Consider the following 12,412-nt stretch of genomic DNA (forward strand, 5'->3'; position numbering starts at 1 on the left):
GGACGGTGCGGGCGGGGAGCACGGGGGGATTACGGGAGGCGAAGACCGGACAGGTTCACCGGCGCGTCTGCGGTGGGGGTGAGCCCGGTGACGTCGGTTTCGTAGTGGACGGCGGAGATCCGCTCGAGTGCGGCCGCGGCGAGCAGCGCCGGTTCGAGACGTGGCACGGCGTCGGCCGCCAGGACCAGGGCCTCGTCACGTGGTGTCCAGCGCTCGTCGTCCGCGCGCTCGACCGACCAGCCGGACCGCTCCAACGCGGAGTCCAGACGCGCGAGCGCTGCCGGGGCCTGCTCCGCCACGGAGCCGCGCACGGCCGCGACCGACTCGGCGAGCGTGCGGCCGCCGGTGCCGCCGCGGGTGAGCCGGAGCGACGCGAACCACAGCGGCCGGCCGGGAGCGGCCTGCAGCTGCCCGATTCCATGGATCATGTGGCGTCGCCGTTCCGACGCCGTGGTCTTCACCTCGATGTCGAAGTCCACCAGGGCGAAGTCGTGTTCCTCGCCGTACGGGCCGGTCCATGCCTCGACGGCCGCTGCCCAGCTGTACGTCTCGGCGAGCCGGGTCAGTATCGAGAGCTCGCCCAGAAGCCCTATCCGCTGCTCCAACCCCATGGCGCGCGGCCGGCCGAGCAGGGAGCTCCAACCGTCCACGGTCTCGGCGAAGGCACGGTCGAGTGAACGGTTCTTCGTGACGATACGGTCGGCGACCGCGAGCAACAGATCGTGGAACTCGCGCATCAACTCCACCTGGGTGGTCCGGATGCGGGCCATGCGGACGCCCCGGCCCACGGCCACCTGGTCGATGAGGACGGCGGGCAGCGGGGAGCGGGGCGGCTGCTGGTTCCGGCCGAGCTCGACGAACAGGGCGATGTCATGGCCGCCGTGTCCCACCTCGTACGAGACGACCGGGTGCCCGTCGCCGGTGGAGAGGCGGTAGCTCGTGCCGAGACCCTCTCCCAGGTAGTGCTCGACGGTCGACCAGGCGAGGGCCGGGCCCGTCGTGGGGTCAGTCATCGTCCGCCACTCGATTCAGTTCGGCGCGGGCAGCCGCGACGAGCACGGACTGCCACAACTGCAGGTTGTCCTTTTCGCGACTGCCGCTGTACTCCTTCTCGAAGATGCTGTGGAGCAGCAGGTACATGAGCGACTTCAGCGTCGGGGCGTCGTTGAGGCCGCCACGCCGACCGCCGAGGATCGCGGCGCGATAGTGATGGTTGAGAATGATCGTCCGGTTCTCCCGGTCGATCTCGAAGAACGTGCCGTTGTCGATCTTCTGCCAGCGGACGGAGATCGGTTCCTCGCCGGGGATGACCGGCAACTCGTCCTCTATGGCCTCCCGCACCGACGATTCGAAGCCCTTGCCCGCGGGGATCACCGGCTTGCGGGTCGTGCCGGTCCGCTTGCGCGCCTCCCTGTACGTCGCGTCCGCGTCCGCGACGTACGCGGAGAACGCGTGACCGTCGGCATCCGTCGCGGACTCCAGGGCCATCACGAACTCCGGAGTCGTGGAGACGCCGTCCTTCTTCACGGTGAGGCGGAACACGTCCGAGGCGATGGAGTCGTCGGGGAGGTCGACGGCGACTCGTGCGAGGGCGAGGTGCTGTTCGGGCTGACGGAAGTTGTTCCAGCCACCGGCCTGGACCAGGCGGTCGTGCCGATAGAAGTAGAAACCCTGCCGGTCGATGACCGTCCCCACGGCCTTGAACTCGTCGTTGTTCATCTTCGGCGGCCAGATGTGCGCCGAGAGTGTGACAGGTCCGGCGGAAGGGACGGAGACGACGAAGTCCCGGGCGTAGTCGGGGTGCCCGCTGACCGGGTAGGCGAACGGGTCGAGCGGCTGGACGCCGAAGTTCATGTACTCGACGCCGGTGGAGACGTCCTCGACGGCGATGGTGATGTTGAAGTCGTCCCGCGCCAGGAACCGGTGCAGATACAGCCCGAGGTGGAGCCCCAGTTTGTTGATCGTGCGATGGAGGTAGCGATCGGTCTGGCCACCGCCGCCGGTCTGCGGGAAGTCCTTGACCTCGTCCCAGCGGACGATCGTGCCCTGCCAGACGATCGGACAGTCGTAGTAGCGGTCGATGAGCTGCTGTGCGTAGTCCGGCGCGACGATGTCGCACTGGTACCCGGTCACCGCCCGCTCCATCGTCCAACGGCGTCCGGCCGGTGCCGCCGCCCGGGTCCGTCGTACCTTGCTGACGACGGTGACGGCGCCCGCGTGACTGAGCGAGGCGGATTTCAGTCCGGTGCCGAACATCCCGAGGGCCTGAGGAGCGTAGTCACGGCGCCCGCCGACGGTCATCGCGACGTCCAGACCCTCCTCGTCCATGCCCTGGCCGTCGTCGACGACGAGCAGACTGACGAGCCTGTCCCCGTCCCGCAGGAAGTGGATCACGACGTCCTTGGCGCCGGCGTCGATGGAGTTGTCCACCAGGTCCGCGACCGCCGCCTCGAAGCCGTAGCCCTGACTGCTGAGCGCTTCCATGTAGCGCGCGTCCGGGGGCAGGTGCTTGCTGCCGGTGGTGGGTACCTCGAACTGCCAGTCAGTCGTCATGTTCGCCCTGGAATGTGCGTGCTACATCGGATCAAGCACGACCCTAATGGACGGCACCGACATCGATATGGGTGATCCCAGGACCGGGATGCGAACTCGCGACGGGAGGACGGCCCGTCCCGCCTCACGTGGCGACCGAGCCCCCGTGGCACTCCCCGTACGTGGCTTCCCGTCCGCACCAGCATGTGGCCGCCTGGGCCGGGGGCCATGTCGTCGCGCGTCCTCGGGCGGCGAGGGTGGTGGCGTACTGCGGCAGGAGGTCCGCGTTCGAGGGGCGGGTGGATTCGGAGGCGGCGAAGGCTTCGTAGGAGGGGACGGTGGCGCGGACGATGCCGAGGTTGGGGGTGCCGGCCTGGGCGAGTTCGCGGAGGGAGGCTTCGATGTCGGTGAGGTGGGCGCGGTAGGTGGGGTACTCGGCTTCGAGCTCGGGGTAGGCGGCGAGGAGCTCGTCGAGTTCGGGTTCGGGCCAGTGGAGGACGGCGACGGGGAAGGGGCGGGAGAGGGCGGTGCGGTAGGTGCCGAGTTCGGAGCGGAGGCGGGTGATCTCGGCCTGGAGCTCGGCGGGGTCGGAGGAGCCGAGGGACCAGAGGCGCTTGGGGTCGTGCAGTTCGTCGAGGGGGACGGCGCCGGTGTGGAGCTGGTCGGCGAAGGTGTCCCAGTCGTCGTGGGGGAGGGCGAGCATGCGGCGGACCCGGTGGCGGGTGGTCAGGAGTGACTGGGTCGCGTGGGGGAGTTCCGCGGAGGTGACGAGGAGTTCGGCCGCTTCCGTGAGGGTGGACTCGGCCGCCTCGAGTTCGTCGTGGGCCTCCAGTGTCTCCGCGGCGGTCTCCCAGGCGGCCGCGTCGGACGGCTTGGCGCGCCGGAGGCCGTCGATGATGGCGCGGGCCTCGGCCTCGTGGCCGTACTCCCACAGGTTGGCCGCCTTCAGCGCCCTGATCAGGTGGGGGTCGGCGGGGGAGGAGGCGAGGAGCTCGTCGTAGAGGGCGGTGGCGCCCGGGCGGTCTCCTGCGAGTTCCCGGTGGGCCGCGGCCTGGAGGTACAGGGGTTCCCGGTCTCCGGGGTACTGCGCTGCCGTGCGCAGGAGGCGCTCGGCTTCGGTGGTGTGGGAGGCAGGAGTGTCGGGGCGCATGCTCTCCACCGTACTGCTGTACGGGCCTGGAGAGTTGGCGCCTCAGCGCTTATCGTGCCCCGCGTGCGGGCCAGGGTGCGGGAGCGGGTGCCGGTCGTCGTCCAGGGGCGGGGGCGGCGGCGTACGGGCGCGCGTGTGCTGTGGATCGGTGCCGAGACCGTCGTCACCTGCGGGGTCGTCGTCCTGCTTCTCGTCGTCCATCAGCTCTGGTGGACCAACCGGCTGGCCCGCGCGGAGGCCCGTGAGCAGGTGAGTGTCCTGGAGCGGGAGTGGGGGGCGGAGTGGGGCATCTCTCCCCCGGTGGATGCCGAGGGGGCGGGGGAGCCCGTGGTGTCCGCGCCGCCCGCCGGTCCCACCGAGCCCGTCGGGACCGGGGCGCCGGTGGGGGAGCCGGAGCGGGAGCCGCCGTCCGGGGGCTCGTCGGCCGGGACGGCGTCCGCCGCGTTCGCCGTTCTCCGTATCCCCCGGCTCGGACTCAGCGCGCCCGTCGCCCACGGGGTGTCGAAGCGGTCCGTCCTCGACAAGGGGTATGTCGGGCAGTATCCGGGGACCGCGGGCCCGGGCGGCGTCGGGAACTTCGCTCTCGCCGGGCATCGGAACACGCACGGTGAGCCGTTCCGGTACATCGACCGGCTGCGGGAGGGGGACCGGATCTACGTGCGCACGCGGGCGCGTACGTACGTCTACCGCGTCGATCAGGTGCTGCCGCGGACGGCTCCGCGTGACGTCGGGGTGATCCGGCCCGTGCCGCGGTCGGTCGTGAAGCCGTCGTACGGGTACTCGGCCGCCGGGGCCTATCTCACCCTGACGACGTGCACGCCGGAGTTCAGCAGCGCCTACCGGCTCGTGGTGTGGGCGAGGCTCGTCTCGGCCGGGTGACCGGACGCGGGCCGTGGCCGGGGTGGCTCCTCGTTCCGTACGTGCCGCCGTGCCGCCGTGCCGCCGTGCCGCCGTGCCGCCGTGTCGCCGGGCACGACCGCGCCGACGAGGACGTCCTCGCACGGGTGGAGTTCACGGACGCGGCGGTCGTGCCCGGCAGGGGCCGGGTGTGCCCGCGCGGGATCACCGGCGGCGGCGTCCGAGGGCGAGCGTGAGCACCGCGCCCGTGAGGGCCAGGGCCGCCGAGGCCAGCAGCGCCGTGTCCGGGCCCGCCGTCGCGAGGGCGAGGGTCAGGGCCACGCCGGCGGAGGAACCGATGTAGCGGGCCGTGTTGTTGGCGCCCGAGCCCATCGCCGCGCGTGCGGGCGGTACGGAGTCGACGGCGAGGCGGGGGAGCGCCGCGTTCAGGAGGCCGCTGCCCGCGCCGGCCACGAGGAGGCCGGGCAGGAGGCGCGGCCAGGGGCCGTCGAGGCCGCCGAGCAGGGCCAGGACGCCCGCCGCGGAGAGGGCGAAGCCCAGGGCCAGTTGGTACGGGGCGGAGAGGCGGCCCGCGAGGCGGCGCGCCTGGAGCGCCACCACGAACGCGGTGCCCGACCAGAGGACGAACAGCCAGGCGGCGCCCAGCGGCGACATCCCGGCCCCGCCCTGGAGCAGTGCGGGCACCACGCTGAACAGGCCGATGACGGCGAGCCCGGTGAAGAGCGCGCCGAGCGTCGACGCGAGGAAGGCGGGCCGCCGCAGCAGCGCCAGGTCGATCATGGGCGTACGGCTCCGGTGCTCGACCGCCGCGAAGGCCGCCGTCAGGGCGGCGGAGGCGAGCAGGAGCAGGCCCACCGGGGGCCGGAGCCAGCCGTCCCGGCCGAGCGTGAGCGCGGTGAGCAGCGCCGCGAGGGCGAGGCCGAGCGTGACGGCCCCCGGGAGGTCGGGCCGGGGCGCGGACTCCGGCTTCTCGGGTTCCTCGGGCTTCTCCGGCTTCGTCGACAGCTCGGACCCCTGAGGTTCTTCCGGTCCCGTCGACAGCTCGGACCCCTGAGGTTCTTCCGGCCTCTCCGGCCCGACCGGCCCCGTCTGCCTCTCCGGCCTCGTCTGCGGCTGAGGCTGCTCGGCCTTCGTCGGCTTCGCGGGGAGCGTGCGGCTTCCCGCCGCCGCGATCGCCAGGGCCGCCGCTCCCAGCGCGGTGTACGCGAGCCGCCAGTCCAGCAGGCTCAGGGCGCCGGCCAGGAGGGGGCCGAGGGCGATGCCGCCGCTGACGGCGGCGCCCCAGATGCCGGTGGCCCTGATCCGGTCGCGGCCGGCCGGGTAGGCGTGGGCGAGGAGGCCGAGGCTGCCGGCGAGGACGGCGGCGCTCGCCGCGCCCTGGGCGGTGCGGGCGAGGGTGAAGGTGAGGGTGGAGCCGGCGAGGGCGCCGAGGGCGGTGGTGAGGCCGAGGGCGAGGGTGCCGAGGAGGAAGACGCGGCGGCGTCCGTGGGTGTCGGCGAGGCTGCCGGCCACGAGGAGGAGGACGGCGAGGCCGAGCGGGGTGCCGTTGAGCAGCCATGCCTGGGCCGAGGGCGGGGTGCGGAAGGCGGCGGCCATGGCGGGGAGGGTGAGCATCGGGGCCGTGTAGTTCATCAGCGCGACGGCGGTGGCCGCGGCGGTGACGGCGAGGACGGCCCCGGGGCGGGTCGCGGGGGTGGGCGGCGCCCCGGGGAGGGCCGTGGCGGCGAGCTGGGGCATGGCAGGAACCTCCACCCGTCGGTTCGGTGAATGAACTCACGGCACCAGCAAGGTTCGTTCAATGAACCTGCACCGCGTACGATGGGCCCATGGCTCTCGGCAAGGACTACGCCCACCAGCAGTGCTCCATCGCCCGCGCCCTCGAAGTCGTCGGGGAGCGATGGACCCTCCTCGTCGTCCGCGACGCCTTCTACGGCGTCCGCCGCTACAACGACTTCCTCGTCCACCTCGGCGCCCCCCGCGCCGTCCTCGCCGCCCGGCTCCAGGCCCTCGTCGAGGCCGGCGTCCTCGACCGCCGGCGCTACCGGGAGTCGCCCCCGCGCGACGAGTACGTGCTCACCGAGCGGGGCCTCGCCCTCTGGCCCGTCCTGCGCTCGCTCGGCGCCTGGGGCCGGGCCGAGGTGCCCGGGGCCCTGCCGGTGCGCCACTTCCACCACGCCGAGTGCGGCACCGAACTCGGCGCGTACGGGGAATGCCCCGCCTGCCGCCGTCCCGTGCCGCCCGCCGACGTCGAGATGCGGCCCGGCGCCGCGCTCGACCCGGACCCGGGCGACCCGGTGAGCCGCGCCCTCCTCGGGCCCCGCCGCCTCCTCGTACCGCTGGAAACTCCCGGCGCGGGAACTCCGGCGGGCCCCCGCGCGTCCTCACGGTGAGACGCGCGGACCGAGCGCGCTCCGGCGCGCGCGATCGGCGCGTCCGGTGAGACGTGCGCGATCGGCGCGACGGGTGTGACGAGGGGGTGGTGGGGATGACGGCCAGGGAGCTGGTCCTGCGGGTCCTCGCGCCGCTCTTCTTCCTCCTCGCCCTCGCCGACCTGCTCCTCTCCGACGGCGCGAGCGTCTCCGCCGCCGTCGCCCTCGCCGCGACCACCGTCGTCTGCGCGCTGATCGGGGCGCGTACGGCCCCGGCCGCGCCGCCCACGGCCGTGCGGACCGCCATCCGCGACCGCGAGCGGCGCACCGCCTTCCTGCCGCAGCGCGATCCCGACGCCGCCGGCCGCAGAAGACCCCGAGCTCCCGGCCGTCGCCTCCCGACGGCCGCGTAGGAGAGCCCGCACACCACACCGGACGCGCCCTCCCGCGGATCCGTCATGCCGAGACCCGAATTCCTTCCGGTTTCCCCCGGCACGACGAGACCCCACGGAGGGCTCCCCTTGTCCGTTTTCGCCACGCTGGTCGAGCGGCTCGCCGACCTGCTCCAGCCGCTCTTCGCCACCACCGCCACGGCCGCCGCGATCGTGCTCTTCACCGCGCTCGTACGGCTCGCGATCCATCCGCTCTCCCGGGCCTCGGCCCGCGGCCAGAAGGCCCGCACCCGGATCGCGCCGGAGCTGGCGGCGCTCCGCAAGAAGCACGCCAAGGACCCGGAGCGCCTGAGGAAGGCGATGACGGAGCTGCACGCGCGGGAGAAGGTCTCGCCGTTCGCCGGCATCCTGCCCAGCCTGCTCCAGGCGCCCGCGTTCCTGCTGATGTACCACCTGTTCTCGGGCGACCGGATGGCCGGTCACACCCTCTTCGCCGCGCCGCTCGGCGACCACTGGGCGGACGCCCTCGCCCACGGCGGGGCCTTCGGCCCGGCCGGGCAGGTCTACCTGGTGCTGTTCGCACTGGTCGCCGCCGTGGCCACGTTCACCTACCGGCGCACCAAGCGTCAGCTGGCCGCCCAGCCGCTCGACCTCGGGCAGCCCGCGCCGGGCGCGGGCGCGATCGCCAAGGTGATGCCGCTGCTCTCCTTCTTCACCCTGATCACGGTCGCCGTGGTCCCGCTCGCCGCCGCCCTCTACGTCGTCACCAGCACCACCTGGACCGCCGTCGAGCGGGCCCTGCTGTTCCGTACGGAAGAGGTCCCCGAGGCGCTTGCTACTCGCGCGTAAGGGTCCAGTGCGTGAACGGGGTCTTGCAGACTGACCCGTTCTCTTGGAGGATCGACCAATCCTCCGATGGCCGCACTCCATCGGCCGGGGTACCGCAGGGCCCGCCCGGGCCCACCTCGACCACCGGGAGAAGACCATGAAGCTGCTGCGTGTCGGCCCGCCGGGAGCCGAGCGTCCCGCCCTGCTCGACCAGGACGGAACGCTCCGCGACCTGTCGGCCCTCGTCGACGACGTCGACGGCACTCTGCTCGCCGACGCCGCGACGCTCGACCGCGTCCGGGCCGCGGCGGGCGCCGGCGTGCTGCCCGCGCTCGACGCCACCGGGCTCCGTGTCGGCCCGCCGGTCGGCCGGATCGGCAAGGTCGTGTGCATCGGGCTGAACTACCACGGCCACGCGGCCGAGACCGGCCAGGCCACCCCCGGCGAGCCCGTCGTCTTCCTCAAGGCCGCCGACACGGTCGTCGGCCCGGACGACACCGTGCTCGTACCGCGCGGCTCGGTGAAGACCGACTGGGAGGTGGAGCTCGCCATCGTCATCGGCCGCACCGCCCGCTACCTGGAGACCGACGAGGAGGCCCTCGCGCACGTCGCCGGCTACGCGGTCGCCCACGACGTCTCCGAGCGCGAGTTCCAGATCGAGCGCGGCGGCACCTGGGACAAGGGCAAGAACTGCGAGACCTTCAACCCGCTCGGGCCCTGGTTGGTCACCGCCGACGAGGTGCCGGACCCGCAGGCGCTCGGCCTGCGGCTCTGGGTCAACGGCGAGTTGAGGCAGGACGGTCACACCTCCGACCAGATCTTCCCGGTCGCGGAGGTCGTGCGGTACGTCAGCCGGTTCATGACCCTCTACCCGGGCGACGTCATCAACACCGGCACGCCCGCCGGCGTCGCCATGGGGCAGCCGGAGCCCAAGCCGTACCTGCGTCCCGGCGACGTCGTCGAACTGGAGGTGGACGGGCTCGGCCGGCAGCGGCAGGAGCTCAAGAGCGCCTGACGGTACTTGAGATGAAATCGGCGGCGCCCCGCGTGGGGCGTCGCCATCTGCTTACCCTTTTTGCATATTGCCTGATATGGAACGTATTTCACAGGAAAGTGGCACTGGCCGAGGTGACGGGGAGACCGGCGGGGGCGGTGACCGGGACCGGGAACGGCGGCGCGACCGGCGCCGTCTCGCCCTCATCGCCGCCTCGACGATCGGGGCCACGGCCCTGGTCGGCGCGCTGGCCGTCACCGGTCACGCCGATCCGCTGCCGGGTGGCCTCGGCCCCTGCAAGCCGGGCAACTGCCCGCCCTCGGGATACCCCGGGACCGGCAGCGGGCCCGTCGTCTACCGCGACAACAACATCAACATCTTCGTCGGCGGCGACTTCCTGGTCCGCGAGGCGGCCGCCGAGGCCGAGGGCAAGGTCGTCGTCCTCGGCGGCTTCGACCAGAAGAAGAAGGCGGGCGTCTCCGGCGTCTACAACGTGGGCGTCGCCGGCGCCGGTTCGCGCGTCCCGCCCGACGACGGCACCGACTTCCTGACCGTCGGCGAGGACCTGACGGTCGCCGCCGAGCAGCGCCTGCTCGCCGAGGAGGGCACGGTCCACGGCGTCGTACGGTACGGGGGCGCGCTCTCCGGCACCGTGAACCCCACCGCGGTGCGGGACGCGGCGGCCGCCGCCCCGTACTCCGCCCTGCGCGACCGGCTCACCGACGCCAGCCAGTGCTACGCCTACGTGAACGGGGCCTCCCGCACCCCCACCGGGACCGCCGTCAACAACGGCTCCGAGACCGTCTTCACCGGCGACGGCAGCGCCGCGCTCCAGGTCTTCAACGTCGACTTCGACCTGGAGTCGGCGAGCGGCGGTCAGCAGGGCATCACCTTCGCCGGCATCCCGGCGGGCGCGACCGTCCTCGTCAACGTCCTCGGCGCCGACCGCACGATCGACTCCTCCATCGCCGGGCTGCCGGACGGGCTGCGCGACCGCGTGCTCTGGAACTTCCCGGACGCGACGGCGGTGAGGTTCGAGGGCACGGCCCAGTTCGCCGGCAGCGTGCTGATCGGTAATCAGGCCAGTACGGCGACGGTGACCATGCCGGGCATGAACGGCCGGTTCTTCACCACCGGCAGCCTGACCCACTCCTCGGCGGCCGACGGCGGCGGGGGCCAGGAGATCCACGCCTACCCGTTCGACGGGGACCTGCCGTCCTGCACGGATCCCACCCCGACCCCGACGCCGACCCCCACGGACCCGACCCCCACGGACCCGACGCCGACGGACCCGACCCCCACCCCCACGGACCCCACGCCGACGCCGACCGATCCGACCCCCACCCCGACGGACCCGACCCCGACCGACCCCACGCCGACCCCGACGGATCCGACTCCCACCCCGACCCCCACCCCCACCGACCCCACCACCAGCGGCGGCAAGACGGACGGCGGGACGACGGGCGGCGGATGGACGGACGGCGGTGCGACCGACGGCGGCGGTGACACGGGTGGCGGCGGTGACACGGGCGGCGGCGACTCCGGCGGCCAGCACGGCCCGAACGGCGAGCTGCCCGGCACCGGTGCCGGCACCGGGAAGATCGCCATGGGCGCCACCGCGGCCGCCCTCGCCCTGGGCGGCGGCGCCCTGGTGTTCGTCAGCCGTCGCCGGCGGCGTACGAGCTGAGCAGTCGCTCCAGTGCCTCGACGACCAGGGCGTGGTCCTCGGCCTGCGGCAGCCCCGAGACGGTGACCGAGCCGATCACGCCCGCGCCCTCGACCGCGACCGGGAACGAACCGCCATGGGCGGCGTACCGGTCGGGGTCGAGGCGCGAGGACGCCTCGAACGTGGTCCCCTTCGCGCGGAAGCGCGCGCCGACCAGGAAGGAGCTGGCGCCGTACCGCTCGACGACCCGCCGCTTCCGGTCGATCCAGGCGTCGTTGTCCGCGCTCGACCCCGGCAGCGCGCAGTGGAACAGCTGCTGCGCGCCCCGCCGGATGTCGATCGCGACGGGGGCGCGGCGCTCCCTCGCCAGACCGACGAGCAGGGTGCCGAGCGTCCAGGCGTCCTCGTACGAGAAGCGGGGGAGGACCAGGCGGGCCTCCTGGGCTTCGACGGCGGCGACCTCGGAGGTGCTCGCGGGCGCGCTCACAGGGTCACCGTGACGCCCTCGCGGGCGGACCGCTTCGCCGCCTCCAGGACGTCGAGGGCCGCGGCGGCCTCGTGCGCGGTGACCGGGTTCGGGCCGGTGCCGCGCACGGCGGCGGCGACGGCCGCGTAGTACGCCGGGTAGTCGCCGGGCACCGACTCCACCGGGGTGCCGCCGCCGGTGAGCGGGGACTCCCCGGCGCCGAGCCGGCCCGACAGCTCGGCCGGCTCGACGCCCCAGACCGTGCCGGGCACGGGCCGCAGGCCCTCGCGGAGGGCGACCTCCTGGGGGTCGAGGCCGTACTTCACGAAGCCGGCGCGCTGCCCGAGCACCCGGAACCGGGGGCCGAGCTGGGCGGTGGTGGCGCTGACGTACAGGTGGGAGCGGACCCCGTTCGCGTGGGTGAGCGCGAGGAAGGTGTCGTCGTCGGTCTCGGCGCCGGGGCGGCGCACGTCCGACTCGGCGTACACCGAGGCCACCGGGCCGAACAGGACGAGTGCCTGGTCGACGACGTGGCTGCCGAGGTCGTAGAGCAGCCCGCCGATCTCCTCGGGCGCACCGGACTCGCGCCAGCCGCCCTTGGGGCGCGGGCGCCACCGCTCGAAGCGGGACTCGAAGCGCTGGACCTCGCCGAGCGCGTCCTCGTCGAGGAGGCGGCGCAGGGTCAGGAAGTCGTTGTCCCAGCGGCGGTTCTGGAAGACCGAGAGCAGCAGGCCCCGCTCCTCGGCGAGGGCGGCCAGCGCGCGCCTCGGCGGCGGTGCCGGCGAGCGGCTTGTCGACGACGACGGGGAGGCCGGCTTCGAGGGCGGCCGTGGCGACCGCCACGTGCGTCTTGTTGGGGGAGGCGACGACGATCAGGTCGAGGTCGTCCGCCCCGCGCTCCCACAGTTCGCCGGGGTCGGCCGCGACCCGGACGCCGGGGTGGGCGGCGCGGGCCTCGGCGGCCCGCTCCGGGTCGGAGGTGGTGACGGCGGCGAGGACGAGGTCCTCGGAGGCGGCGATCAGCGGGGCGTGGAAGACGGAACCCGCGAGGCCGTAGCCGACGAGTCCGACGCGGAGCGGGGTACGGGGGGCGGTGCCAGTCATGCACCTCACTTAAGCAACGCTGTTGCCAAAGTGCAAGCGCCCGCCACAATGGG

At 73.5% G+C, this 12,412-nt stretch carries 11 protein-coding genes and 1 pseudogene; 6 read left to right on the forward strand and 6 right to left on the reverse strand.

Features of this window, described 5'->3' with window-relative positions:
- Positions 1 to 29: 29 nt before the first annotated feature.
- From ACFVZH_RS31175 to ACFVZH_RS31185, 3 genes are all read right to left on the reverse strand, one after another.
- Entirely contained in the window at positions 30 to 1,013 is a 984-nt protein-coding gene (locus tag ACFVZH_RS31175) for a PD-(D/E)XK motif protein (RefSeq protein ID WP_384902539.1), read from the reverse strand.
- Positions 1,006 to 2,553, reverse strand: coding sequence for an ATP-binding protein (locus tag ACFVZH_RS31180; protein WP_384902541.1), 1,548 nt, complete (start codon positions 2,551 to 2,553; stop codon positions 1,006 to 1,008). Before ACFVZH_RS31180 ends, ACFVZH_RS31175 begins: the two co-directional genes overlap by 8 nt.
- A gap of 124 nt (positions 2,554 to 2,677) precedes the next feature.
- Positions 2,678 to 3,682, reverse strand: a complete 1,005-nt coding sequence (locus tag ACFVZH_RS31185; RefSeq protein ID WP_384902543.1) for a hypothetical protein — start codon at positions 3,680 to 3,682, stop codon at positions 2,678 to 2,680.
- Between the two features lie 63 nt (positions 3,683 to 3,745).
- Here ACFVZH_RS31185 and ACFVZH_RS31190 point away from each other — a divergent pair, with 63 nt between their 5' ends.
- Positions 3,746 to 4,561 (forward strand): class E sortase, encoded by an 816-nt coding sequence (locus ACFVZH_RS31190; protein WP_384902545.1) that lies wholly within the window; start codon positions 3,746 to 3,748, stop codon positions 4,559 to 4,561.
- A gap of 183 nt (positions 4,562 to 4,744) precedes the next feature.
- On the opposite strand, the gene ACFVZH_RS31195 is transcribed toward ACFVZH_RS31190, so the two are convergent.
- A complete protein-coding gene (locus ACFVZH_RS31195; RefSeq protein WP_384902547.1) occupies positions 4,745 to 6,277 on the reverse strand; it encodes an MFS transporter in 1,533 nt (510 codons plus the stop codon).
- Between the two features lie 89 nt (positions 6,278 to 6,366).
- Between ACFVZH_RS31195 and ACFVZH_RS31200 the strand changes: the two genes are divergently transcribed.
- From ACFVZH_RS31200 to ACFVZH_RS31220, 5 genes are all read left to right on the forward strand, one after another.
- On the forward strand, positions 6,367 to 6,930 hold the full coding sequence (locus tag ACFVZH_RS31200; protein WP_384902549.1) for a winged helix-turn-helix transcriptional regulator: 564 nt from the start codon (positions 6,367 to 6,369) through the stop codon (positions 6,928 to 6,930).
- 95 nt (positions 6,931 to 7,025) lie between these two features.
- Positions 7,026 to 7,322, forward strand: coding sequence for a DUF6412 domain-containing protein (locus ACFVZH_RS31205; protein ID WP_384902551.1), 297 nt, complete (start codon positions 7,026 to 7,028; stop codon positions 7,320 to 7,322).
- A gap of 108 nt (positions 7,323 to 7,430) precedes the next feature.
- The gene (locus ACFVZH_RS31210; protein ID WP_384902553.1) at positions 7,431 to 8,150 is read left to right on the forward strand and encodes a YidC/Oxa1 family membrane protein insertase; all 720 of its coding nucleotides are present in this window, start codon (positions 7,431 to 7,433) and stop codon (positions 8,148 to 8,150) included.
- A 136-nt stretch (positions 8,151 to 8,286) separates the two neighbouring features.
- Positions 8,287 to 9,144 (forward strand): fumarylacetoacetate hydrolase family protein, encoded by an 858-nt coding sequence (locus ACFVZH_RS31215; RefSeq protein ID WP_384902555.1) that lies wholly within the window; start codon positions 8,287 to 8,289, stop codon positions 9,142 to 9,144.
- A gap of 76 nt (positions 9,145 to 9,220) precedes the next feature.
- On the forward strand, positions 9,221 to 10,810 hold the full coding sequence (locus ACFVZH_RS31220) for a choice-of-anchor A family protein (protein WP_384902557.1): 1,590 nt from the start codon (positions 9,221 to 9,223) through the stop codon (positions 10,808 to 10,810).
- Here ACFVZH_RS31220 and ACFVZH_RS31225 read toward each other — a convergent pair.
- Positions 10,782 to 11,276, reverse strand: coding sequence for a heme-degrading domain-containing protein (locus ACFVZH_RS31225; protein WP_384902559.1), 495 nt, complete (start codon positions 11,274 to 11,276; stop codon positions 10,782 to 10,784). The two genes, ACFVZH_RS31220 and ACFVZH_RS31225, sit on opposite strands and share 29 nt — an antisense overlap.
- A pseudogene (locus ACFVZH_RS31230) lies at positions 11,273 to 12,359 on the reverse strand (Gfo/Idh/MocA family oxidoreductase). The gene ACFVZH_RS31225 and the pseudogene ACFVZH_RS31230 overlap by 4 nt, the downstream one beginning before the upstream one ends.
- Positions 12,360 to 12,412: the final 53 nt, after the last annotated feature.

Origin of the sequence: Streptomyces sp. NPDC059534 (genome assembly GCF_042743475.1) — a bacterium.
In the GTDB taxonomy this organism is placed as follows: domain Bacteria; phylum Actinomycetota; class Actinomycetes; order Streptomycetales; family Streptomycetaceae; genus Streptomyces.

Excerpts from the sequence above, each read along its gene's own strand:
- ACFVZH_RS31200 (WP_384902549.1), top strand. The coding sequence starts at position 6,367 with ATGGCTCTCGGCAAGGACTACGCCCACCAGCAGTGCTCCATCGCCCGC.
- ACFVZH_RS31215 (WP_384902555.1), top strand. The coding sequence starts at position 8,287 with ATGAAGCTGCTGCGTGTCGGCCCGCCGGGAGCCGAGCGTCCCGCCCTG.
- ACFVZH_RS31180 (WP_384902541.1), bottom strand. The coding sequence starts at position 2,553 with ATGACGACTGACTGGCAGTTCGAGGTACCCACCACCGGCAGCAAGCAC.
- ACFVZH_RS31220 (WP_384902557.1), top strand. The coding sequence starts at position 9,221 with ATGGAACGTATTTCACAGGAAAGTGGCACTGGCCGAGGTGACGGGGAG.
- ACFVZH_RS31185 (WP_384902543.1), bottom strand. The coding sequence starts at position 3,682 with ATGCGCCCCGACACTCCTGCCTCCCACACCACCGAAGCCGAGCGCCTC.
- ACFVZH_RS31205 (WP_384902551.1), top strand. The coding sequence starts at position 7,026 with ATGACGGCCAGGGAGCTGGTCCTGCGGGTCCTCGCGCCGCTCTTCTTC.
- ACFVZH_RS31195 (WP_384902547.1), bottom strand. The coding sequence starts at position 6,277 with ATGCCCCAGCTCGCCGCCACGGCCCTCCCCGGGGCGCCGCCCACCCCC.
- ACFVZH_RS31175 (WP_384902539.1), bottom strand. The coding sequence starts at position 1,013 with ATGACTGACCCCACGACGGGCCCGGCCCTCGCCTGGTCGACCGTCGAG.